Source organism: Aminobacter sp. Piv2-1, assembly GCF_037625995.1.
In the GTDB taxonomy this organism is placed as follows: domain Bacteria; phylum Pseudomonadota; class Alphaproteobacteria; order Rhizobiales; family Rhizobiaceae; genus Aminobacter.
Genome location: NZ_JARKMU010000008.1, coordinates 1 through 24,515, shown reverse-complemented (window position 1 = coordinate 24,515; position 24,515 = coordinate 1). Strand labels below are relative to the sequence as shown.

The window sequence follows — 24,515 nt, the reverse complement described above, 5'->3', positions numbered from 1 at the left end:
CCTAACCGCTTGAGGATTATCTCGACGCGATGGCTGCGCCCATTACCAGAGCCAGCCAGGAAGCCGGGCGGGAGCAGAGCCTGTCAGAGCCGCTTCAATGCAGTCCTCGATTGTCCCGAGCCTGACGGCGCAGCCCGAGAGTCCCGGTCCATAATGGGCGTATTTTCCAGAAGTGGTCAAAACCACCCTGGTCCACTCCGGGAAAACGGGACGCGTGATGGAACACCAGCAAAGGTCCCGGATGACGATCACGCCGCTTTCGCGAAGTTTCGCCATCGTCCCGTCGGCGTCAGCCGCGGTGACGACCTCTCGTCCGGCTGTGATGATGACGGAGATGTTTCGCGCGAGGGGGCGGCCGTCCAGTCGTGTTGCGATGGCCTTGCACTCATCCAGGGAGGCGTGGGGGCTTCCAATAGCCACCAGATCAACACTGGCCGGTCCGCCATTCAGTGCTCGCCACCCTTGCGCGAGAGCTTCGCGCGTGATGACGACACCGTCTTCGGTATGGCAACCCATCTTTTCCGCTTCCGGCGTGACACCCTCGACGTGCAACATCGCTGCTGCCGACGTCGTGCCGAAAGCCGCGCAGAGCGCTTTGAGGTCATCCGGTGTCGGGCTTGTCCTGGCAAGGCCTTTGATCAGCGGAATGCGGTCGGGCGATGCCAGGCCCACGAGATAGCCGATCAGTGGCCAGGCCGAACTGTCCGCACCTTCAGGCAAATCCACTGCCACTGCCCGCCGAGCGCGCCGGCCTTCGTCGAGAAAGGCCCCGGCGAGTGGCGCACGGCCGGCAACGGCGATGCAGAGATCCAAGAAGTCGGGGTGTTTCGCCGTCCGCGCGCCGAGCACGGAATTGGCGAAGATCACGGCGTTCGATTCCGACCAGCCGATCATTTCACCGAAGCCCGGTGGGTCTGGCAGGGAATAGGGGGCACAGGTGAAACTCGCCTGACAGCCCATGCGAACATAAGCGTCCGCTAGGCGTGCCGCGGGCTCGCCGAATTCCGGCGCCACGCCCTGCCGTCGCCAATTCGCGTAGTCGACCGAGATCGCGTTCATCGTCGTGGGGACGCGAACGCGCGCGCCCAGTTCTTCCATTTTCTCTGCGAACACCAGGTTGGCCGGACCGGCGTAGATGCAGCCGTCGATATGGGCGCGCGTTACGTCGACGAGCGCCTTCACGCCCTGCTGGTAAGCCATGCCCAGAATGATGCGCATGGCCAGTTGCGCTGCCACCCCATCGTCTCCGTCGAGCATCCGATGGTCGCCGGGAGAAAGCCGCAGGTTGTCGTGCGCCGCTGCGCAAAGAGGGATCCTTATCTTCCCGTCATCGGCTGAGATGCCGTCCGGGAGGATATTCGCCTCGCCCGCGCATGACAGGACGGCGAACGCCTTTTCCGGGAGGCGCGCGACTGGAATGCCGAGCCCGAACATCTCCGAGGCGACGATGGCGCCCAAGGTGAGCGTATCCTCGGGCCCGCGAAAGATTAGGGCAGCGGGAGCCTTGCCCGAAAACGCGAGCTCCAGCAGCACGCCCGAGCCGGAACAAGACCCCCGGCTGGTCGGCATCAGCACGACCGCGCCGGCAAGCGAGGCGCCGTGCGAGGGGTGGTGCACGTCAATGACCGTTCCCGTTGCAGGATCAACGCCGCCCCAGAAGCTCAGGGCCTCCACGACGACTATAGGCCCCGCCGCTATGCCGGGGACGACGGCGATCCCTTCTTCGTGTCGTAAGGCTGAATTCATGTCGTGGGTCACTGCAAATGGTATACGAAGACGGACGATCGGAATAGCCGAGGTGCGCGGGCAATCCCCGCTTTGCGTGGTGCCTCGATCTCGCCAGGGTGTTTACGGCGCTGCCTACTTCAATGTTTCATGGCGCTGAGAAATTGTTTCAGTTCGGGTGTCTTGGGATCTTCGAATATGGCGCTCGAGCTTCCCATCTCGTGTACGACGCCGTTGCGCATGAACACGACTCGGTCGCAAATTCTGCGCGCGAACTCCATTTCATGCGTGACCATCAAGAGGGTCATACCTTCGGAGGCCAGCGACCGCACGACGGCAAGGACCTCTCCAACCAATTCCGGGTCCAGCGCCGAGGTTATCTCGTCGCACAGGAGTGCTTTTGGAGACATGGCGAGAGCCCTGGCGATGGCGACGCGCTGCTGTTGGCCGCCCGACAACTGATGCGGATAAGCGTCAAACTTTTCCGACAATCCGACACGCCTGAGATTCTGCTTCGCGATCTCGTGAGCTTCCGCCTTGGAGCGGCCGATAACCACGACCTGGGCCAAGGCAACATTCTCACCCGCCGTGAGGTGCGGAAAGAGGTTGAACTGCTGGAAGATCATGCCAACCTCCAGACGCAGTGCCCGCAACTGCTTCGGCTCGCGCGACAAAACCACGCCTGAGACCGTGATCGAACCGGAGTCGATTGTCTCAAGGCCATTGACGCAGCGTAGCAGGGTGGTCTTGCCCGATCCGCTCTGGCCGATGATTGAAATCACCTCTCCCTTCTCGACATTCAGGTCGACCCCCCGAATGACTTTGAGGCTGCCAAAGTTCTTTTCCACGTTACGAAGTTCGATTAGCGACATTGAGTCTCCTCGCCAGTCGTCCTGCCGAGAACGACAGCGGCCAACACAATAGGAAGTAGATGATGGCAACCAGGCCGTAGGTCAGCAGGGGCCGGTACGTTGCGTTCGATACAAACGAAGCCGTCCGCGTGAGCTCGATGAATCCGATTACGGACGTCAGGGCGGTGGCTTTGATCACCTGGACCGAGAATCCCACGGTGGCGGGAATGGCGATGCGTATTGCCTGCGGGAAGATGATGTATCGCAGCTGTTGGAACCAGCCCATGCCCAGGCTGGCTGAAGCTTCCCATTGGCCGCGCGCGATTGCCTCCACGCAGCCGCGCCAGATGTCGCCGAGAAAGGCCCCCGCCCAGATGATCAAGGTGAGCGCCGCGGCAACCCAGGCATTGACGTTGAAACCCAGGGCCGAGACGCCGAAGAACATCAGGAAGAGCTGGATGAGCAAAGGCGTGCCTTGGACGAAGACGATAATACCTGCCACGCCCCAACGCAGGATCCTGGAATGCGCGATCCGCAGGATAAGCAGTAGCGCGCCAAGCAATGCACCGCCGATGAGGGCAACCGCGGAGAGCACGATCGTCCAACGCGTGGCGACGACCAACGCCCACACCATCTCCAGGAATGAGAACGAGATCATCTTGCTACCCCCATCCGGAACACAAATCGCCCGGCAATCAGGAGCAACCGCCGCATGAGGAACGCCAAGACGAGATAGGTTCCGGCCATGAAGATGTAGGTTTCAAATGCCCGGAAGTTCCTCGATTGGATGAAGCTGGCGACGAAAGTCAGCTCCTCGACCGCGATCTGCGAGATCACCGATGTTTGAAACATATCGAGGATGAACTGGCCGACCAAGGCGGGCCATACGCGCTGGATGGAAGGAAAAAGGATAACGTGGCGAAACGTTTGATAGCCACTCATCGCAAGGCTTGATGCAGCCTCGTATTGCCCCTTGTGCGTCGCTTCTATCCCGCCACGCAGGATTTCACCCATATAGGCTCCGGTGTTCACAACAAGCGCGATAATCCCGGACATTTCCGCAGTGAGTCGCAGCCCTAAAGCGGGCAGGCCGAAGAAGATGAACAGCAACTGCACAAGGAAAGGTGTGTTTCTGATCCCCTCCACATAGGCTATGGCGGCCCAACGCAGCGTTGGGCCGCCATGAACCCGTGCCCACGCGGTCGCCACGCCCAAGACAAATCCAAGGCTGCCGCCAATCAGCGTCAACCGTATCGTAACTAGGATGCCGCTGAAGATCGCATCCTGGTATGGGGACAGCCATGAAAAATCGAGTGACATGAGTTGTGGCGCCGCATCCCTTTAAAACGCGGTGCCTCCCAATTTCTTTATTTGGCAACGTCGGCGGCGGACACGTCCCCAATGTGCGTCTTGGCGAGTTCCGCCAGCGTACCATCCTTGACCATCGCGGCGATCGTCTCATTCGCCACGTCCTTCATTTCCTCGTCACCCTTCGGCACGCCGATATAGGCCGGCTCCGCAGCCATCTTGATCTTCACAAACAACTTGCGTGGCGATGACTTGTTGAATGCGTTGGCTGTTGCCGTGCCGGTTGCGACCATGTCAACCTGTCCGGACGTGTAAGCACTAAGGGCGGAGGCGGTATCCTCGAAGCGCTGGATATTTGTACCGCTTGGCGCAATGTTCGTGACCTCAAGGTCCTCCGTGCCGCCGCGGCTTGCGGCGATTTTGTAGCCCAGGAGATCCTCGGGCTTCGTGACGGTGTTGCCCTCTTCTCCGAACACACTGTTGTATTCGCCGATATATGGGTTTGAGTAGGTCACCACCTTCTCGCGCTCGGCAGTCTTGCCGAGACACGCGATGATGATGTCGGCCTTGCCCGTCTGCATGAACGGAATCCGGTTCGCGCCGCTGGTCGGAACCAGTTCCAGGACCACGCCGAGCCTCTTTGCCATGTACTTTGCGACGTCGATGTCGATCCCCACCGGCTGCATATCCGGACCCATCGAGCCGTAAGGTGGGTAGTCCTGCAGTACGGCCACGATGAGTTTGTTTCTGGCCTTGATGTTTTCAAGCGTTCCCGCAGCAGCGAAATTCGCACTCAGCGCCAGCGCCGCAGTCCCGATTGTCAGAGCAAGAAAACCACGCTTCGTCATCGAAGCCATCTCCCATTGTTGTGAGTTCCCGCAAGTTTAGGTTCCACCTGCTTGCTAGGCTAATTGACAGCAGACAGGCATGCCCAGCAAATAATAATATGAGGACCGTTCATGCGATTTTGATATGGGGATGTGACATGAGATTGACCTTCAAGATGGTCGAGTGCTTCAAGACGGTCATGGCTGTAGGTACCGTCACAGCAGCGGCTGAAGTGCTTTGCACCTCACAGCCTGCAGTCTCCAGATCAATAAACCAACTCGAAACAGTGGTGGGGATACGCCTGTTCGACCGGGTTAAGGGACGGTTGGTGCCCACGGCCCACGCGCATGCACTTTTGGCCGACGTGGACAAGGCATTCCGCGGCCTCGATTATCTCGAGCGGGCCGGCGCGAGCCTGAAGAGTTTCCAGAACGGCAACATCAGCGTGGTGTGCGCACCAGCCTTTTCTCATGGCTTCATCGCTGATGTCGCTGCAAGCTTCCTTTCCAAGCACAACGATGTGTCCCTCACCATCGACACCCAAATGTCATGGTCGATCAGTGAGCTTATCGACGAGCAAAAGTTCGACCTGGGGATTGCCGCTTATGAAGTCACCTCCCATGGCGCGACATGCGAGCCATTTTGCGCGCCGCGTGAAGTGTGTGTGATGTCCTCCGACCATCCAATGGCAAATCGGTCGATCATCGATCCGGGCGACCTGGAAGGCGTCAGTTCCATCTTTCTCAGCGACCGCGATCCATACCGCCGCAGACTCGACCGGGTGTTTGAGGCCGCCGGAATTCGAAGGCACCTGGTTATCGAAACACCGAACACAAGTACTGCCTGCGCAATGGCGGCGCGAGGATGCGGCATTGCCGTGGTAAATCCGCTGACGGCGCTTGACTATATCGAGCAAGGTCTGGCGATGCGCCGCTTTTCCGCAGGCGAGTCATTTCATTCGACGCTGCTTCGGGCAAAGCATCGGCCGACGTCGCCGCTGATCGAAATGTTCGTGGCAGAGTTGAAGTCCGCTAGAGACAACGGCCTAGCCCGCGCCGAGGCATATCTCTCCGCCTGATGGGCAGGCGCTTCGTCCAGGATACGACGAAGGTGAACGACGACGCTGGTTATGGTGCCTTGCCAGCGCAAGACGCCGCCCTTGTCGTGACCATATCAAAACCGGATCGAATGCACCTAACATTGAATTGGATTTGACGGGTACTGCTTCTTACGCTGACGCCATCGAACACAGTCCAGCGGTTGGAAGCGGATACATGGCCCAGGCATTCATCGACCTCTACAGCGACACGAAATCCCTTCCCACCGATGGCATGCGAAAAGCCATGATGACGGCGGTCGTCGGCGACGAGCAGAAGGACGAGGATCCCACGGTTCTCAAACTATGCGAACGCGTTGCCGACCTGCTGGGCAAGGAAGCCGCCGTCTTCATGCCTTCCGGCACGATGTGCAATGAAGCCGCCGTCGCGGTCCATTGCAGACCGGGAGACGAACTCATCTGCGACCGCACTGCTCATATTCTGAATTCCGAGACAGGCGCACCTGCGGCGATCTCCGGGGTGACGATATATCCGATCGATACCAGGTATGGCATTTTCGACAGGGTGGCTTTGCGCAAGGCAATTCGACCCGACAGCCGATACATCCAGCCAAGCCGCCTTGTCGTGGTTGAGCAGACATCGAATTTCGGCGGCGGGCGGGTTTGGCCGATCGAGACCATCGACGAAGTTGTCGACGAGGCGCGTCAGGCGGGACTCAAGCTGCACATGGATGGCGCCCGGCTTCTGAACGCCCAGATCGCGTCCGGCATCAGCGCGAAACGGTATGCCGAGAAGTTCGACTCTGCCTGGATCGACCTTTCCAAGGGACTTGGCGCGCCAGTGGGTGGCGTGCTCGCCGGCGAGCGGGACTTCGTAAAGTCGGCATGGCGTGTGAAGCAACGCCTTGGCGGCGCTATGCGCCAGGCCGGCTTTCTGGCGGCTGCGGGGCTTTATGCGCTCGATAATCATGTCGATCGAATCGCAGAAGACCACGAGCACGCGAAAATGCTCGCCATCGGCCTTTCAAAGATCGAGGGAATTCGGGTCAATCCCGATGACATCGAGACCAATATCGTCTTCTTCGATGTCGCGGGAACCGGCATGAAAGGCGTCGATTTCGTTGCTCGGCTCAAGGCGCAGGGCGTCGGAATGGGAGCGTTCGGCGAAACCACCATTCGGGCGATCCCCTTCATCGGTCACAGCCGCGACGACATCCAGCGCGCTATCGATACCATCGCCCAATTGGTCCAAGCCAACATCAGGTCCAACTCCAAGGTCGCCTAGGATGTCGGACCGCGCGACGGACATATCCTGTGGGCACGCCATCTCGCCGTTGGACGGGTATGACACTTCCCTCTTTGAGCGGCAGCCGGAGACCTTGCGCGCTATTCGCATTCGGCGGTGGCTGCACAAGCACCCCGAGCTCAGCGGAAAGGAAGAACGCACGGCAGTCCTCATTGCCCATCTGCTTCGGGAGTGGGGCTACAAAGTCATCGAAAACGTTGGTGGACGCGGGGTCGTGGGACGCCTTGATCATCATCCCACAGCACCCACAGTGGGGCTGCGAGCCGACATCGACGCTCTCCCGATCCGCGAAACGTCGGATGCGGATCACGCGTCGCAAGCCCCTGGTGTGATGCATGCTTGTGGTCATGACGGCCACACGGCCATTCTTCTTGCCTTTGCCGAGCGGGCTGCCTCCGGCAGGCACTGCTGCAACCTGGTTCTCGTGTTCCAGCCCGCAGAGGAAACGGGCACCGGTGCTCGTGATATGCTCGCCGACCCTGCATTCTCCGATTTGCCGATCGGCGCGATGTTCGGTCTCCACAACATGCCAGGAATGGCGATTGGGTCGGTCTTTGCGCCTGATGATGCGTTGATGGCCTCGTCCGACCGGTTCAACCTGGAGATATCGGGACTGTCGTCGCATCCGGCGATGCCACAGCAGGGGAGCGATGTGATCCTCTCGGCCTGCGCGGTCGCGGACCTTTTGCACCAGACGTTTCTCCGGCGACGTGCTGCCCAAGAACAGGCTGTGATCAGCATTACCGATTTTATCGCCGGTGGCGGGGATGTGACTATTCCCTCGCGCGCCGAGCTTCGCGGCGCCATACGCTGCCTGAACGACGAGGCGCGAACTGAGGCCTGGAGTTGGATCGACGAAAAGGCCGCGGCTATTGCCGCCGCCTATGACACCGACCTGAAGGTGGCAATCCAACCCGGATGTCCCGCAACCCGGAATGCGCCCAAGTGTGCGGAGATAGTGAGGCGTGCAGCCCAAGAACTGCCCGCCGTTCAATTGGTGACTGGCCTTCAGCCCTCGATGGGGGCGGATGATTTCGCTTGCTTTGCTGAGAGATGGCCCTCCGCCTATTTCTGGCTCGGAGCAGGTCAAAATTCGCCGCGCCTGCACGCGCCGGACTTCGACTTCAACGACGATCTCATCCCACTCGGCGTTTCGGTATTTGAGCGGATCGTCGATCTTTCCGTGAGCTCCAGCTTTCCCTCAAATTCCCAAAGGACCTGACATGACCTTGGCATCGTCACGTATGCTTTTCATCGGCTGCGGCAACATGGGCGCGGCCATCATCAACGGAATTGCCGAGCGGCATCCCAATGTCGAGATTGTCGCGGTGGACCCATCGGTCGATCGCGCCCGCTCCCTTCTCAAGCGTCCCGAACTGGTTTTGCTGCGCCAGACGTTGCCCGCGTCGGAAGCTGAACGCTTCGACGTTGTGCTATTGGCGATCAAGCCGCAGATGTTGAGCCAATCCGTCGATGAGATCGTGCGCTTCACGGAAGGCGCGTTGGTTGTCTCGATCATGGCCGGGATCACGACCCCGGCGCTTCGTACCAAGCTTCGGACCGATCGAGTGATCCGGACGATGCCGAACCTTGCCGCCGAGATCGGTTACAGCATGACGGTAGGATTCGCCGATGCCGACCTGGTTTCGAAGGACGACCGGATATTGGCCTCCGAACTCCTTGCATGCATTGGACGCGTGGAATGGTTATCCAGCGAGTCCGATATCGACAGGGCGACAGCCATTTCAGGGAGCGGCCCGGGTTTCGTCTTCGCGATTGCCGAAGACCTCATTTCGGCGGCGATCGCTGAAGGACTTGCGCCCGAAGTTGCTGACACGCTTGTGCGCCAGATGCTGCTGGGCTCAGCAAGGCTACTGGTTTCCAGCACTAAACCACCCTCGAGCCTAAAAGTAGCAGTGACCAGCCCCAAGGGTACTACGGAAGCAGGTCTATCGGTGCTTCAGCATGAAAAGACGCTTGCCCTGCTGCTTGCACGCGCTGTCCGAGCCGCTCATGAGCGGGCGCGTGAACTAGGTGGTTAGTTGTCGAGATGCGACACAATACTGGGGAATGTTTGCAGGTGTTGGCGTGCAAAAAAGGCTTCCTCCGCTTCGTATTGTGACTATCTGCCGCCGCAGGGAAAAATCGCGACGGACCTGTCCGCAAGACAGCCGCCGAGTGCAGTTGGGCAGCCTCAAGTGTGGGGTTCACGCGAGTGCTAGGGCTACCACCCCGTCGAAGGCGGAGCACTGAAACGATGCTGCCGCTCTCAAAAGAGAAGACATAGCCATGCTCAAGATCGCGGACGCAGCAACAACGTCGCGCCACCTGGACTACAGTCGATTGGTGGAGGCGCTCGATCGTGGGTTCGCCCAAGGCTGTGTCGTGCCTGTGCGCCACCATCACACCATCGAAAAGGACAATCAGCCCGACGCCACGTTGCTTCTGATGCCTGCCTGGAGCAAGAGCTCCGACGAAGTCAGATTTCTTGGGGTCAAGCTTGTGACTGTGTTCCCTGGCAACATGGCCAAAGGCTTGGCGGGTCTCACCTCAACGTATGTCCTTTACGATGGCGATACGGGGCTCCCCCTAGCCATGTTGGATGGCAATGTCATCACGGCACGGCGGACAGTCGCGACCTCGGCGCTCGCGGCGCGTTACCTTTCCCGCAAGGACTCTCGCAAACTGCTGGTCCTGGGTTCGGGCCGCGTGGCAAGTCTTATACCTGAGGCGTATCGCACCGTTCGTCCGATTGCCGAGGTTTCTGTCTGGGACATCAATCCTGAAGGCGCCGCCCGCATGGTCACCGATCTGAACAACAAGGGGTTCTTGGCGTTTGTGGAAAACGATCTCGAAGCAGGAGTCAGAAATGCCGATATTATCAGTGCGGCAACACTTGCTACATCGCCATTGATTCAGGGCGCTTGGCTTTCAGCTGGGACCCATGTTGACCTGATCGGCGGGTTCACACCACACATGCGCGAAGCCGACTCCGAGGTGGTGCTGCGTGCGACCGTCTATGTCGACACCCCTGAGTCGCTACACGAGGCTGGAGATTTGAGACAGCCGATCGCGAGCGGACTCATCTCGCCAAATCATATTTGCGGCACCCTCGCCGAGCTTGCAACGGCTGCGATCAAGGGGAGGAGCAACCCGAACCAGATCACGCTTTTCAAAGCAGTCGGTTCGGGCTTGGCGGATCTCGTCGCAGCAAAATTGGTGTTTGACTCCCTGTAAGGCAGCACCCGGCTCTACAAGAGCCTGGGTCGAGACTGTCGACGATGCAAAGACAATCCGGATGATGCGAACGCCATCATGGGAGAGGGCTGGGTGGTTGGCTAGCGAAGCCCGCCGTCATCCAGGACGTGCTGACCCGCATGAAGCTAATGGATGGCCCAGGCAACTAGGCGTATTTCGGCAACGCATCGGGGACCGGTGACATCTTGCCGGTTCTCGCGCGTCCGCGGCTCGAGTTCCTCCAGGATCGGCTGGCTTCTTTGCTGGCGCACGGCATGGCGTGCGTCCCCAGTCTGGCCGCGGATTTCGTCTTTGGCGCGATAGAATTCGGCGTTGCGCCGTTCTTCTCGGCGGGCGCGCGATAGCCATCACGTCCTGCACCAAGCTATGCGGCAAGCGCCTCGACGTCAGCATCCGCGTCGGCCACATCCTCGGAAAACAAACGAGAGAGCGCGTCCTGCCTTGCCGCCCGATCGAGAGCATAGGAGGTTCGCTTAAACTCCATGCCGTCCAGCAGTCCATTGATGTAGCCCGCGATTGTGTCGGCCGCCATGATCAGTGCGGTATCAATAGTGTGGATGTAGCGGCTCGTGACTGTGCCACGGGAATGACCAAGCAACGCTGCAACGGTGGCTTCTGTGAAACCGAGATCGTTGGCAATGCTGGCGAAGCTGTGGCGAAGCACGTGAGGTGTTATGTCCTCGAGTGTCGTCCCCTTGAGAACCTTCTTCCAATATTTAGGGAAGCCAACCAGCGGCTTCCCCTCGACCGTGCCCTGGAAGACGAAGGCGCTCGCCTCGTCCATCCGTAGACCGTCAGTCATGTCCAGGACGGACAACCCAACCGGCCTTACTGAGGTTCCCTCCTTGCTGTCCTCGAACCGAAGACAGCTGTTTTCAACATCGACCTCGTTCCACTTCAGGCTTAATGCTTCGCTTCGCCGACAGCCCGTGAGGGCTAGGAAACGGCCGACAGCGACGGAGGTGCCGAAGGCATCATTCTTCGAAGCTTTCCGTAGAATCGCGCCGAGTACCCGATACTCTTGCTCAGTGAGGCGGCGGTCTTTGACGCGATCGGCTTGCTTCCGAATGCCGTGAGCAGGGTTCTTCTCGATGATCCCTTGTTCTATTGCATAGGTGAAGATGCCACCGAGCAAGCCGACTGCTCGCGCGGCTGTTCCTGCCCCGCCGCGAACAATCGCGCGTCCTCTTGCCTTCGTTTTCACATTGGCTTTCGTTTTTCCGGCGGTGACGTCACGTACAAAGCGACTGACGTCGGATGAAGCAACATCCTTCACACGACGAGTGCCGAGAAGGGGGACGATGTGACGACGGATCCGGCTCTTATCGATCGTCAGCGTCGACATCTTCTTAGGCCGGCACGCCTTGCCCAGGATCAGACCCTTGTCAGCGTCCTCAAGATACTGCTCGCAGAGTTCCTTAACAGTGATCGCCCTGTGATCAAGCCGCCGCTCTTCGGATGGATTCTCGCCTTGGGCAATTCGCCCGAGAAGCATCCGCGCCTCTCGACGGGCGGTCTCAGGCGTCCACACGCCGTGAGGCCCTATCGTATAGCGTCGCGTCCGGCCGGCGGCGCGATACTGGACGAGGTAGCTTCGCTTTCCGGACCGAAACATGCGCAGCCCAAACCCGGGAAACTCGTCATCCCATATGAAGTAATCCGCATCGCGTACTTCAGCAGCATCCACAACGCGCTTTGTCAGCCTAGTCATGAGTTGCCTTTCTTGCGCCTCCTCATCGGCTTCCACGGAAGCACCACGGAAGCAGCCGGGAGAAAATCTCGACCTGCCGCAGCCTATGAAATTCGGCACAGATGTCAAAAAAAATATGCGGAATCAATGCGATGGCGAGTTACGGCGTACAAAGGGAAACGTAACGGAAAGCCCCCAAAATTTCCTCCGAAGGCAGAGGTCACAGGTTCGAATCCTGTCGGGTGCGCCAGCTTCTTCCTGTATGCCCCGGAGACATAGGTAACAGTTTGTGCCTAAGACATGAGTGACACCTCATGCCGTGCTCGTCGCCGACCAGCTTGTGCACTAGCTAGGAACTCGCGGATTTCCTGGCGCGCCTCAGTCTAACACTTAATCAGGATGGCTCATCAACAATTGCTCTTTATCGGGCGAGGTGCCCGTAAGCGCCCAGGCACCTACAAGGTTGAACAAAACTATATCGGTGATGATCGACGAGGAAAAATCTACTACGCGCCGATAGCCCCTGAACAGCTAGCCACCGCTATGGGTGAGTTGGTCAAGTTCATGAACGAAAGCAAGATGCGCCCGCTCATTCGCACTGCCCTGATGCATGTGGAGTTTGAGGCTCTTCATCCGTTTGAAGACGGCAACGGTCGGATTGGGCGCATGCTCATTACCTTAATGCTCTGGAAGCTGGGGATCATCAGCCAACCAAATTTCTTTGTCTCCGGATATTTTGAGGCACATAAGGATGACTACATAGCGAAAATGCGAGCTGTTTCCGCTGATGGCGACTGGACTGGATGGACCGTATTCTTCCTTCAAGCCATGCATGCGCAAGTTGCCGTCAACATTCAGACTGCGAACAGCATTTTCGCTCTGCATAGTGAGATGCGGGAGCGTTTCCGTGAAGCTCTGAATTCTCAATACCACGACCAAGCGCTAGATTTCGTTTTCGCCAGCCCCGTCTTCCGGAATGATCGATTTGTCGAGCGGTCAGGCATTCCTGCCTCGTCCGCACGCCTACTATAACGCCGGCTAGTTGAGGCAGGCCTGCTTCGAGCTATCGAACCGGCAGCGGGGCGGCGCGCGGCACTCTATGCCTTCGATCCCCTACGCGACCTCCTCAAGGTCTGATAGGCAGCCGCCGCCGCTCAGCAGCAGTATATTGACTGGCGCGCAGGTTTATCCGATGCCTGCTAACAGCTATGCTGACGCATTGTGTGCGCCAGAGACAAGGCGTGACCGGTATCTTCCTGTAATTTCAGTGGTTCCTGGCACGACTTCGCCCTTCACAACGGAGGGCTATGGAGTAAGACGTTCCCATTATCATCCGCCATGGCGCCAGACCTTTCACCCTCTAGGTGTTTGGTTGCCTTTCTACTCCGCCGCCTCTTGCGTTCCCGGCACCAAGGCCTTCTCCGCCGCACGGCGCTCGGCATAGCGCCGCGCCAGCCAGGCGCAGACCATCAGCTGCAGCTGGTGGTAGAGCATCAGCGGCAGCACGATGGCGCCGATCTCCTGACCGTCGAAGATGACATTGGCCATCGGCACGCCTGAGGCGAGGCTCTTGTGCGAGCCGCAGAAGGCAACCGTGATCTCGTCCTGCCTGGAAAAACCGAGGAAGCGGCTGGCGCAGATGGTGATGGCGAGCACGGTCGAGAGCAAGAAGGCGGCGATGGCGAAGAGCACGGCTAGCGACTGCGCCGGTAATTGCTGCCGCAGGCCGGACACCATCGCCTTCGAGAAGGCGAGATAGATCACCATCAGGATCGAGCCGCGATCCACCGCCGTGGTCAACCATTTGTGTCGGCCAAGCCACCCCGCCAGCAAGGGCTGCAGGGCCTGGCCCGCCACGAAGGGGGCGAGCAGCTGCAGCAGGATACCCTCGATCGCCGACAGCGACACGGCTCCGTTCCCCGTCTTGGTCAAGAGCAGCCCGACCAGCAGCGGCGTCAGGAACATGCCGATGATGTTCGATGCGGAAGCCGAGCGCACGGCGGCCGGCACGTTGCCGCCGGCAAGAGCGGTAAAGGCGATGGACGACTGTACTGTCGACGGCAGCACGCACAGGAACAGCACCCCGGCATAGAGCGCCGCCGGCAGCACGCTCGGCACCAGCAGCCCGAGTGCCAGCCCGAGGATCGGGAACAGCACGAAGGTTGAGGAGAAGACCAGGAAGTGCAATCGCCAATGGGTCATGCCGGCAATGACGGTGGCGCGCGACAGGCGTGCCCCATGCAGGAAGAAGAGCAGCGCGATGGCGAGGTTGGTGGCGGTGCCGAAGGCACTCGTGAAGCTGCCTTGCGCCGGCAGCAGCGAGGCCAGCACGACCGAGGCGATCATCAGCAGGATGAAGACGTCTGGGCGAAAACGGGAGAACAAGCGCAGGTTCGTGAACACGCGGAGGGATCATGTTCGATCCGATTCTCCTGCAGACATTCGTAGCGGTTGCCACCGCCCGCAGCTTCACGGGTGCCGCGGTGCACCTGCGGATCGGCCAGTCGACGGTGAGCCAGCACATCAGGCGGCTGGAGGTGGCCACCGGCCGCCGGCTCCTTGTTCGCGACACGCATTCGGTGATGCTGACCCCGGATGGCGAGGCGATGCTGGGCTTTGCCCGTTCGATACTCGACGCTAACGAGCGGGCGCGAAGCTATCTGCAGGGAGCGCGGCTCAGCGGCCGCATCCGATTTGGCGCCTCGGAGGATTTTGTCACCACGCGGCTCGCGGATGTCTTGCATAAATTCACCGAGCGCCACCCCTCGGTCGAGCTCGAGCTGACGGTCGCGCTGTCGAGCACCCTGTTCGAGCTGCTCGACGACGGGGTGCTCGACCTCGTCATCGCCAAGCGCCGCGTCGGGCTCAATCAGCAGCGCGAAGCCCGCAGCGGCATTGCCGTCCGCACCGAGCGGCTCGTCTGGGCGGCGCGCGACGCCTCGGTGGTGGAGCCGGGCAAGCCGTTGCCGCTCATCCTGTTCTCGCGCCCCGGCATCACCCGCGTCGCGGCGATCGAGGCGCTCGACCGCAAGGGCATTGCCTGGCGCATCGTCTGCACCAGCGGCAGCCTGAGCGGACTGCAGGCGGCAGCGCGTGCCGGCCTTGGCATCATGGTCCAGCCGCGTAGCATAGTGTCGGCAGGCCTCGTCGTGCTGCCCACCACCTCGCAGCTGCCGCAACTCGAGGAGGTCGAGTTCATCCTGACCAGTGCCGCCAACGAACCGACAGGCGTTGCCGCCGCACTCGCCGAGGAGATTCTCGACCGCAATGCCCGCCAGGAATTCGAGCTGCCGTTCCGGGAAGCCGTGTAGCGCGGCCTTCGAACACATGATTGCGAAGAAATAATCAGTATACGTTGTTTGTCGAGCGGAGAGCCGCATGGACGTCATCATCATCGGGGCAGGTATAGGCGGGCTGACGCTGGCCCTGATGCTGGAGAAGGCAGGCATTCCCTTCCGCGTCTATGAAAGCGCGCAGGAGATCAGGCCGATCGGTGTGGGCATTTCCATCCTGCCGCATGCCAGCCGCGAGCTGACCGAACTCGGTCTGCTGGAGGCCCTGGCCGAAGTCGCGGTCACGGCGCGCGAATCCTGCTTCTTCAACCGCTTCGGCCAGCTCGTCTACAAGGAGCCGGTGGGCACCTTCGCCGGCTACGACTACCCGCAGTTCCAGATCCATCGGGGGGATCTGCAGCAGATCCTCTATCGCGCCCTAGTCGACCGCGCCGGCCTGGACTGCGTCGTTGCCAGCTGGAAATGCGTGGCCGTAGAGCAGGGCGACGGCGAGGCCACCGCCCGTTTCGTCGACAGCCGCACCGGCGAGGACCGCCCCGCCCGGCAGGGCGAGGCCATCGTCGGCTGCGACAGCATCCATTCCATTGTCCGCCGCAAGCTCGTACCCGACGACGGCCCGCCGATCTATTCCGGCGTCAACATGTGGCGCGGCACCACCTGGTGGAAGCCCTATCTCACCGGCGCATCCTACGTCCGCGCCGGCTGGCTCGCCCACGGCAAGCTGGTCATCTACCCGATCCGCAACAAGCTCGACGCCGAGGGTCGGCAGCTGATTAACTGGGTGGCCGAGATCGAGACGTCCGACTATCACCAGCAGGACTGGGCCAGGCCTGATCCGCGGCGCCGATGCGATCCTCGAATATCCGATGGTCGACAAGGATCCGCTTTCCCGCTGGAGCTTTGGCCGCATCACGCTGCTCGGCGACGCGGCACATCCGATGTATCCGCGCGCTCCAACGGCGCCGGCCAGGCGATCCTCGATGCGCGTGCGCTCGCTGACAGCTTTGCGTCGGGCGGCGACGTCGCAGGTATTCTCAAGGCCTATGAGGACAAGCGCCTGGAGGCGACGGCATCGGTGGTGCGCGCCAACCGCACCACCCGCCCGACGTCATCCTCAAGGAGGTCTACGAGCGTACCGGCGACAAGCCCTTCGCCCGGCTGGAGGATGTCATCTCCCAGGACGAGCTGGCGGCGATGTCGAACAGCTACAAGAAGGGTCGCCGGCTACGACAAGGCCACGGTAGCCGCGCGCCGGCGGGCGTGACGGGTTCGGACTTTGGTGGCTAGCAGCAGCACCCTTGGAACGTGTCGACCCGCGGGCCTTGCGGATTTATAATTGCGAGGATTCCGATTGCCTTCGGCAATCCGATTGCGTCCGCGTAGAAACACTTGCAGGCGATGGCTACGGGACGATCCAGAGGAGCGTCCGCCATGACCGACACACGCCTTGCCCACAACCGGATCGAAGTGCACGACCGCGACGCGCTTGCCGCCGCCAATGCCATACTGGATGCCTGCGCAGATGCGCGCGACATGGGTGAGGCGGTCAAGGCCGCCGTCGCCCGCAACGCGCAATGGCGCGGCCAGGACTGCATCAACCTGTTGGCGCCCGAGGCGCCGACCAGCCCAGGCGTGCGCGCGCTGCTGGGGGCCGAGATCGGCACGCGAGCGGCCGAAGGGCATATCGGCAAGGTCAACCGCTGGTTCGCGGGCACGCGTCACATTGACGAGCTCGAAGCCCTCTGCGTCGAGTTGCTGAAGCGCTATTTCCGCTGCAACTACGCCGATCACCGCATGTGCGCGAGCATGATCGGCAATGCAGTAGTCTACACGGCACTGTCGCAGCCCGGCGACATCGTCATGAGCGCGGCGCAGCCGGTGGGGGGGCATTCGTCCAATCGCCTCGATGGACCGGTCGGGGTCATGGGCCGCAAGGTCGTCGACATCCCGATCGACCCGGACGAACTGGTCGTTGACGTCGATACGTTTCGCAAGGTTGCGCTGGCAGTGCGCCCGCCCTTGGTGGCGCTCGGTCTGTCGATGACATTGTTCCCGCAGCCGCTGGCGGAGATGAAGGCCGTGATCGGCGAATGGGGCGGACGCCTGTTCTTCGACGCTGCCCATCAGCTCGGCCTGATCGGCGGCCGCCAGTTCCAGGATCCGCTCAAGGAGGGCGCGGACATCATGACGGGTTCGGCTGGCAAGACCTTCGCCGGTCCGCAATCGGGCATCATCGTCTGGGACGACCCGATGATTACGGAGAAGGTGACGACGGCCGTGTTCCCGATCTGGGCCGCCACGCATCAGGTCAATCGCGTCGCGGCGCTGGCGCTCGCGACCGCCGAGGCGATCGCCTTTGGCGAGATGTTCATGGCGCAGGTCGTCAAGAACGCCCAGGCGCTTGCCCGGGGGCTCGACGCGCGTGGCCTGCCGATGCTGGGCCGCCACAAAGGCTTTACGACAACGCACCAGGCAATCGCGGACGCGCGCGATTTCGGCCGCGGGCTGGAATGCGCCCAGACGCTCGAGCGGGCCAACATCATCGTCAACAAGAACCTGATCCCGAGCGACACCCCCAGGGATTGGGATTTTCCGGGCGGTCTGCGCATGGGCACGACCGAGATGACGCGCTACGGCATGAAGGAGGCCGAGATGGACGAGATCGCAGGTCTCATCGCACGCGTCATCGTGCGCCGCGAGAGCCCGGAGAGCGTGAAGCGGGGCGCGCTCGCCCTGCGCTCGGGATTTCGCACGCTCTACTACTGCTTTGAGACGGGATTGCCGGCATAGTCACGACGTCAGCATCCGCGGTGGCGGGAGCCGCGCGTAAAAAAGCGCCGGTGCTGGTCAAACTGCTTTCCGGGCTGCAATGTTGCTGCAACGTTGTTGTTTTGGGATATTTGCGGCACCTGAGTCTGATTTCATCAGTGCCCCGACAGCTTTGACGGTTTCTTCGGCACAAGGCCCGCTAGCTCCATGAGCATAACCAGTGACGCCCGCTTCTGGGATCGAACCTCTAGGAAGTACGCCAAGTCTGCCGTAACCGACCAGGATGGCTACGCCCGCACGCTGAGCCGGACCCGGAGTCTGCTGGGGACCGCCGACAGGGTGCTGGAGCTGGGGTGCGGAACCGGTACGACAGCGCTTCGCCTGGCTGGCGAGGTGAAGAGCTATCTCGCCACCGACTTTTCCGAGGGCATGATCGCAATTGCCGAGGAAAGGCACCGCGCGAACCCCGTGCCGCGGCTCGAATTCCGCATCGCCACCGCCGAGTCGACCGAGCTCGAAATCGGACAGTTCGATGCGGTTCTCGGCTTCAACTATCTCCACCTGGTGCGCGACCTGCCCGGGACCTTGCGGCGCATTCACGCGCTGCTTGCCGCCGACGGCCTGTTCATCTCCAAGACCCCCTGCCTCGGCGACATGAACCCGCTGATCCGCCTTGTCCTGCTGCCTGCGATGCGCGCCACCGGGCTGGCGCCCCATGCCGGCGCGTTCAGCACCGCAGAGCTGGCCCGCCTCATTTCCGCGGCGGGCTTCGAGATTGTTGCGACGGAAATCCACTCGACCAGGGGCAACGACAACCGGCCCTATATCGTTGCGCACAAACGGTAGTGGCGGCAGTCGCTCCAAGAAAGCGTCTGCCTGCAGGGCTCGGAAGGGCCGCGGCGAAGGCCGGTAGGGCTGCTGTGGCGCCACGGTTCCTGCGCCATGAAGGTTTCCTTTTCCATGCTTCCCAACAAGCGCTTATTGCGTGCGCAAGGTGCAACGCCTTGCCGGACAAGGCGTTCGCTGCAACCAGGCGAATGGCTTTGGGCATGCTGGGCGGTCGAAAATATGAGGCGGTACCGCTCTTTCCCGCGGGCCCGGCAAGGGCTAGACAAATGGCAGGTCGGAAGCAGGGAAGCGCCAGGTGGCCAAGTCGGCAAGCAGTGAAGCGACACGGGCGAACAAGCCGGCGGCGGCCGACCTGCGCCAGCCCAATTCCGAGCTGCAGCAGCTGATCGATCGACTGCCTCTGTGGAAGCGGCCGGGCTATCTCATCCGCCGGCTGCACCAGGTGCACTACGCGCTGTTTTTCGAGGAGTGCGAGGGCTTTGGCATCACGCCGGTGCAATACGGGCTGCTTACCATTCTCTCCGGCAATCCCGATTCCGACCAGATCTCGCTTGCCCAGGCGCTTGGCATCGACCGCACCAATGTCGCCGACGTGCTGTCGCGGCTGGCCCAGCGCGGCCTGGTCGAGCGCAGTCGCAGCACCGAGGACAAGCGCATGGTGCTGACGCGTCTCACCGGCGAGGGCGAGAAGCTGGTGGCGGCCATGCATCCGGCGATGAGCCGCGCCCAGGAGCGGCTGCTCGACACGCTCGGCGAGCACGAGCGCGAGACGTTCCTTGCCACCCTGATCAACCTGCTCGAAGCCAACAACAAACATGGCCGCGCGGCCCTCGCCACGGCCAAGTTCGGCGACTGAGGCTGGTTGCGGCAGAAGCGGAACCGCCCCCCGGGGCGCGCTTGGTCAGCATGCGCGACAACAAGGCCAGGAACTCCGCTACCCTTGACGGATCGGCTGCGTTCCCGCTTCCTCGCATCCGCGCGTATCGTGCTCGCACGAGCGCGCCGCAGCAGGTCGGGAGAGCGTCATGTCGGGCAAGTGGGATTTCTGGATCGACCGTGGCGGCACCTTCACCGACGTCATCGGCCGCGACCCTGAGGGCGGCCTCCATCCGCGCAAGCTGCTGTCGGAGAATCCCGAGGCCTATCGCGATGCCGCGATCCAGGGGATCCGCGACCTGCTACGCCTCGAGCCCGGCGCGCCCATCTCGCCCGGCAGCATCGGCGACATCAGGATGGGCACGACAGTTGCTACCAATGCGCTGCTCGAGCGCAAGGGCGACCGTGTCCTTCTTCTCATTACCAAGGGGTTCCGCGATGCCTTGCGTATCGCCTACCAGGCGCGCCCGGACATCTTCGCCAAGGAAATCATCCTGCCCGAGCAGCTCTACGAGCGCGTCGTCGAGGTCGACGAGCGGGTGCGGGTCGACGGCTGCGTCGAGCGGCTGCTGGACATCGCCGAGATCAAGCCGATCCTGATGCAGGCCAGGGCCGACGGCATCGACGCCGTCGCCATCGTCTTCATGCATGCCTGGAAGTTCCCCGAGCACGAACGCGCCGTCGCCGCCGTCTGCCGCAAATGCGGCTTCTCCCAGGTGTCGGTCAGCCATGAGGTCTCGCCGCTGATCAAGCTGGTCGGGCGGGGCGACACGACTGTCGTCGATGCCTATCTGTCGCCGATCCTGTCGCGGTATGTGCAGCAGGTGGCGGGTGAGCTGGGCGCAACGCCGATCTCCCCCCTTGCGGGGGAGATGTCGGCGGAGCCGACAGAGGGGGGCGCTGTCCCGCCGGCCTCTCCGGAGAGCGTCGAAGGTCAGCGCTCCACGTTGCCCCCCTCTGCCCTGCCTGGCATCTCCCCCACAATGGGGGAGATTGGCAGCTCGGCCGGCGCCGACGATCCTGTAGCCTTGGGGCGCGGAGGAGATGAAGGCGTGATCTCCCCTCTTGTGGGGGAGATGGCCGGCAGGCCAGAGGGGGGCGAGACAGATCAGCCCCGCCTGATGTTCATGATGTCCTCCGGCGGCCTCACCGCAGCCGACCTGTTCCAGGGCAAGGACGCGCTTTTGTCCGGCCCGGCCGGCGGCGTCGTCGGCATGGTCGAGACGGCGAAGCTCGCCGGCTTCGACAAGGTCATCGGCTTCGACATGGGCGGCACCTCCACCGACGTCGCGCATTATGATGGCGACTACGAGCGCAGCTTCGACACCGAGGTCGCCGGCGTGCGCGTGCGCGCGCCGATGATGCGCATCCATACGGTCGCCGCCGGCGGCGGATCGGTGCTGCATTTCGAGGCCGGCCGCTTCCGTGCCGGACCCGGTTCCGCCGGCGCCAATCCAGGCCCCGCCTGCTATCGTCGCGGCGGCCCGCTCGCCGTCACCGACGCAAACGTCATGCTCGGCAAGCTGCAGCCCGATTTCTTCCCGGCGATTTTCGGTTCTGCCCAGGACCAGCCGCTGGATGCCGAAGTCGTGCGCGAGAAATTCAGCGCCATGGCAAACGAGATCGGCGACGGCCGCAACCCGCAAGCCGTCGCCGAAGGCTTCGTCACCATCGCCGTCGAGAACATGGCCAACGCCATCAAGAAGATCTCGGTCCAGCGCGGCTACGACGTCACCGAGTACCTGCTCAACTGCTTCGGCGGCGCCGGCGGGCAGCATGCCTGCCTGGTGGCCGACGCACTCGGCATGGAGGCGGTGCTGATCCATCCCTTCTCCGGCCTGCTGTCGGCCTATGGCATCGGCCTGTCCTCGGTCTTCGCCGCGCGCCAGCAGGCGCTGCTCAAGCCGCTGACCGAAGAGTCGCGTGGCCGGATCGAAGCCTTGATCGGCGATCTGCGCACCGAGGTTCTGGCCGAGCTCGCGGGGCAGGCGATCGCGGAAAAGGACGTCGTCGTGCGGCCGATCCTGCATATCCGTTATGACGGCACCGACACCGCTCTGCCGGTCGGATTCGAGCATGGCTCGATCGCCGCCGCCAGGGCCGCGTTCGAGGCCGCCCACAAGGCGCAGTTCGGCTTCATATATAAAGACAAGCCGACGGTGGTCGAAGCTGTGGCGCTCGAAGGCCGTGACGGCAGCGCCCGCGGGCTCTCCGAACGCGAGGCCGCCCTGGAGGCCAAGCCGGCCAAGGCCTCCGAGGTGAGAAAAATCTTCACCGAGGGCGCCTGGCACGATGCCGGCGTCTTCCGCCGCGCCGCCATGAAGCCCGGCCACAAGGTGACGGGACCTGCCCTCATCATAGAGAGTCATCAAACGATCGTGGTCGAACCCGGCTGGTTGGCCGAGATCACCGCCCGCGACCACGTGCTGATGCGGCGTATCGAGAAGAAGGAGCGCCGCGCCGCCATCGGCACCGCCGCCGACCCCGTCATGCTCGAAGTGTTCAACAACCTGTTTATGTCGATCGCCGAACAGATGGGCGTGACGCTGCAGAACACCGCCTATTCGGTCAACATCAAGGAGCGGCTCGATTTCTCCTGCGCGGTCTTCGACCGCCACGGTGCGCTCGTCGCCAATGCCCCGCACATGCCGGTGCATCTCGGTTCGATGGACCGTTCGGTCGAGAGCATCATCCGCCTGAACGAGGGCGACATCCATCCCGGCGACGTCTTCGCCCTCAACGCTCCTTACAATGGCGGTACGCACCTGCCCGACATCACCGTCGTCACGCCGGTGTTCGAGGAGGAGGAGGGCCGGTTCTCCCCCCTTGTGGGGGAGATGTCGCCGCAGGCGACAGAGGGGGGCGCTTTCCCGCAATCCTCTCAGTCGGCCAATCCCGCAGGTCAGCTCTCCATGTTGCGCCCCTCTGCCCTGCCAGGCATCTCCCCCACAGGGGAGGAGATTGGCCAGTCGCGGAAAATCCTCTTCTGGGTCGCCGCCCGCGGCCATCATGCCGATGTCGGCGGCACCGCTCCCGGCTCGATGACGCCTCTTGCGACGACGGTCGACGAGGAGGGCGTGCTGTTCGACAACTTCCGCCTCGTCGAGCGCGGCAGCTTCCGCGAGGCGGAACTGCACCAGTTGCTCACCGACCATCGCTACCCGGCGCGCAACCCGGGTCAGAACATCGCCGACCTCAAGGCCCAGATCGCCGCCAACGAAAAGGGCGTGGCGGAACTCAGGAAGATGGTCAGCCATTTCGGCCTCGACGTCGTCGAAGCCTATATGGGCCATGTCCAGGACAATGCCGCCGAAAGCGTGCGCCGCGTCCTCGACCGCCTGCCGGACCACTCCGAATATGAATACCCGACCGACACCGGCCAGGTGATCAAGGTCAGGATCTCGGTCGACCGCGCCGCACGCAAGGCGACGGTCGACTTCACCGGCACCTCGCCGGTCATGAAGAACAACTTCAATGCGCCGGAGCCCGTAGCCCGTGCCGCCGTGCTTTATGCCTTCCGCGTCATGGTCGAGGACCAGATCCCGATGAATGCCGGCTGCCTCCGGCCGATCGACATCGTCATCCCCGACGGCTCGATGCTGCGCCCGGCCTATCCAGCCGCCGTCGTCGCCGGCAATGTCGAGACCTCGCAGCATGTCACCAACGCCATCTTCGGCGCCATGGGGGCGCTCGCCAATGGCCAAGGTACGATGAACAACCTGACCTTCGGCAACGCCACCTATCAATATTATGAGACGATCTGCTCTGGCTCGCCCGCCGGCCGCATGAATGATGGCAGAGGCTTTGCCGGCACCTCGGGCGTTCATACGCACATGACCAACTCGCGCCTCACCGACCCCGAGATCCTCGAGCTGCGCTTTCCGGTCCTGCTCGAGGATTTCCGCATCCGCGAGGGTTCGGGCGGCAAGGGCCGCTGGCCGGGTGGCGACGGCACCAAGCGGACGATCCGCTTCCTGGAAAGGATGGAGTGCTCGATCCTCTCCTCGCACCGCTCGCGTCCGCCGCTCGGGCTCGACGGCGGCGGCGCCGGCGAGAAGGGCGCGACCAAGGTCCGCCGCAACGACGGTTCGGTCGACGTGCTCAAGGCCTGCGACCAGACGGTACTCGAAGCGGGCGAAGCGGTGGTGGTGATCACCCCGACGCCGGGCGGATTCGGTCCCGAGTGAACCCTCGAATGATTCATCGGGCGATGCACCAGGGGATTCGCCCCGTGAATCGGCCCTGAATCATTTTTCTGGCGGCCGGGTGCAGATTTTTTGCGCCCGGCCGAACTTTTTTCGGCCCCGGGATTCGGGATTCGTTTGCCGGTTTCCCGTCCAGGGATGATTCAAGTCTTTGATTTCCCGTCCAGATTGCGGCTTGTCTTTGGGTGGATCGGGAGTGTCTGGACTTTCTTGGTGGGCCTTACGCAGGGTTTTTAAGGGGTCTGGGTTTTTGTCGCAAAAAATTCGCAAAAGTCGGAAAAAGGTCGTTGACAGTTTGAAGGGGCGGCGACTATATACGCCTCAACAACGAGGGCGGCGCGCCGCTGGCGGCCCCGGAGTTCGCTTCGAAAGAAGCCTCTTCGACCCCGAGTTGACCGAAATCACGAGAGCCGCGCAAGCGACACTCACAGGGCCTGAAGCCGAAAAGCGAACTGGCCCGCGACGTCACGTCTGATGATGTCTGTTCTTTGAAAACTGAA

19 protein-coding genes are annotated in these 24,515 nt (G+C 62.0%); 12 read left to right on the top strand and 7 right to left on the bottom strand.

What is annotated here, in order from left to right; genetic code table 11:
* Positions 1–42: 42 nt before the first annotated feature.
* From lhpI to AmiPiv_RS15555, 5 genes are all read right to left on the bottom strand, one after another.
* Complete coding sequence (gene lhpI / locus AmiPiv_RS15575) at positions 43–1,746, bottom strand: cis-3-hydroxy-L-proline dehydratase (protein ID WP_340038638.1); 1,704 nt, start codon at positions 1,744–1,746, stop codon at positions 43–45.
* A 119-nt stretch (positions 1,747–1,865) separates the two neighbouring features.
* Complete coding sequence (locus AmiPiv_RS15570; protein ID WP_340038397.1) at positions 1,866–2,597, bottom strand: amino acid ABC transporter ATP-binding protein; 732 nt, start codon at positions 2,595–2,597, stop codon at positions 1,866–1,868.
* A complete protein-coding gene (locus AmiPiv_RS15565) occupies positions 2,575–3,234 on the bottom strand; it encodes an amino acid ABC transporter permease (protein ID WP_340038396.1) in 660 nt (219 codons plus the stop codon). Before AmiPiv_RS15565 ends, AmiPiv_RS15570 begins: the two co-directional genes overlap by 23 nt.
* Positions 3,231–3,896, bottom strand: coding sequence for an amino acid ABC transporter permease (locus AmiPiv_RS15560; RefSeq protein ID WP_340038395.1), 666 nt, complete (start codon positions 3,894–3,896; stop codon positions 3,231–3,233). Before AmiPiv_RS15560 ends, AmiPiv_RS15565 begins: the two co-directional genes overlap by 4 nt.
* 47 nt (positions 3,897–3,943) lie before the next feature.
* Complete coding sequence (locus AmiPiv_RS15555; protein WP_340038394.1) at positions 3,944–4,732, bottom strand: transporter substrate-binding domain-containing protein; 789 nt, start codon at positions 4,730–4,732, stop codon at positions 3,944–3,946.
* Positions 4,733–4,869: 137 nt separating this feature from the next.
* Here AmiPiv_RS15555 and AmiPiv_RS15550 point away from each other — a divergent pair, with 137 nt between their 5' ends.
* The 5 genes from AmiPiv_RS15550 to AmiPiv_RS15530 all read left to right on the top strand — a co-directional run bounded on the left by AmiPiv_RS15550 (position 4,870) and on the right by AmiPiv_RS15530 (position 10,312).
* Positions 4,870–5,790, top strand: a complete 921-nt coding sequence (locus AmiPiv_RS15550) for a LysR family transcriptional regulator (protein WP_340038393.1) — start codon at positions 4,870–4,872, stop codon at positions 5,788–5,790.
* A 196-nt stretch (positions 5,791–5,986) separates the two neighbouring features.
* Positions 5,987–7,054, top strand: a complete 1,068-nt coding sequence (locus tag AmiPiv_RS15545) for a threonine aldolase family protein (RefSeq protein ID WP_340038392.1) — start codon at positions 5,987–5,989, stop codon at positions 7,052–7,054.
* A 1-nt stretch (position 7,055) separates the two neighbouring features.
* The gene (locus AmiPiv_RS15540; RefSeq protein WP_340038391.1) at positions 7,056–8,297 is read left to right on the top strand and encodes a M20 metallopeptidase family protein; all 1,242 of its coding nucleotides are present in this window, start codon (positions 7,056–7,058) and stop codon (positions 8,295–8,297) included.
* Between the two features lies 1 nt (position 8,298).
* Positions 8,299–9,117: a pyrroline-5-carboxylate reductase gene (gene proC, locus AmiPiv_RS15535; RefSeq protein WP_340038390.1), complete on the top strand. Its 819-nt coding sequence runs from the start codon at positions 8,299–8,301 to the stop codon at positions 9,115–9,117.
* Between the two features lie 247 nt (positions 9,118–9,364).
* Positions 9,365–10,312 carry an ornithine cyclodeaminase family protein gene (locus AmiPiv_RS15530; protein WP_340038389.1) on the top strand — a complete coding sequence of 316 codons (948 nt, stop codon included), beginning with the start codon at positions 9,365–9,367 and terminating at the stop codon, positions 10,310–10,312.
* Positions 10,313–10,697: 385 nt separating this feature from the next.
* On the opposite strand, the gene AmiPiv_RS15525 is transcribed toward AmiPiv_RS15530, so the two are convergent.
* A complete protein-coding gene (locus tag AmiPiv_RS15525) occupies positions 10,698–12,044 on the bottom strand; it encodes a tyrosine-type recombinase/integrase (protein WP_340038388.1) in 1,347 nt (448 codons plus the stop codon).
* Positions 12,045–12,422: 378 nt separating this feature from the next.
* On the opposite strand from AmiPiv_RS15525, the gene AmiPiv_RS15520 reads away from it, so the two are divergent.
* Positions 12,423–13,055: a Fic family protein gene (locus AmiPiv_RS15520; RefSeq protein WP_340038387.1), complete on the top strand. Its 633-nt coding sequence runs from the start codon at positions 12,423–12,425 to the stop codon at positions 13,053–13,055.
* Positions 13,056–13,403: 348 nt separating this feature from the next.
* Here the strand turns inward: AmiPiv_RS15520 and AmiPiv_RS15515 are convergent, their stop codons facing one another.
* Complete coding sequence (locus AmiPiv_RS15515) at positions 13,404–14,408, bottom strand: bile acid:sodium symporter family protein (RefSeq protein ID WP_340038386.1); 1,005 nt, start codon at positions 14,406–14,408, stop codon at positions 13,404–13,406.
* A gap of 29 nt (positions 14,409–14,437) precedes the next feature.
* Between AmiPiv_RS15515 and AmiPiv_RS15510 the strand changes: the two genes are divergently transcribed.
* The 6 genes from AmiPiv_RS15510 (at position 14,438) to AmiPiv_RS15485 (ending at position 23,997) form a co-directional block, all read left to right on the top strand.
* A complete protein-coding gene (locus AmiPiv_RS15510; protein WP_340038385.1) occupies positions 14,438–15,334 on the top strand; it encodes a LysR substrate-binding domain-containing protein in 897 nt (298 codons plus the stop codon).
* Positions 15,335–15,401: 67 nt separating this feature from the next.
* On the top strand, positions 15,402–16,580 hold the full coding sequence (locus tag AmiPiv_RS15505) for an FAD-dependent monooxygenase (RefSeq protein ID WP_340038384.1): 1,179 nt from the start codon (positions 15,402–15,404) through the stop codon (positions 16,578–16,580).
* A 167-nt stretch (positions 16,581–16,747) separates the two neighbouring features.
* Positions 16,748–18,106, top strand: coding sequence for a serine hydroxymethyltransferase (gene glyA / locus AmiPiv_RS15500; protein WP_340038383.1), 1,359 nt, complete (start codon positions 16,748–16,750; stop codon positions 18,104–18,106).
* A 186-nt stretch (positions 18,107–18,292) separates the two neighbouring features.
* Entirely contained in the window at positions 18,293–18,931 is a 639-nt protein-coding gene (locus AmiPiv_RS15495) for a class I SAM-dependent methyltransferase (protein ID WP_340038382.1), read from the top strand.
* A 298-nt stretch (positions 18,932–19,229) separates the two neighbouring features.
* On the top strand, positions 19,230–19,790 hold the full coding sequence (locus AmiPiv_RS15490) for a MarR family winged helix-turn-helix transcriptional regulator (protein ID WP_340038381.1): 561 nt from the start codon (positions 19,230–19,232) through the stop codon (positions 19,788–19,790).
* Positions 19,791–19,959: 169 nt separating this feature from the next.
* On the top strand, positions 19,960–23,997 hold the full coding sequence (locus AmiPiv_RS15485) for a hydantoinase B/oxoprolinase family protein (RefSeq protein WP_340038380.1): 4,038 nt from the start codon (positions 19,960–19,962) through the stop codon (positions 23,995–23,997).
* Positions 23,998–24,515 lie beyond the last annotated feature (518 nt).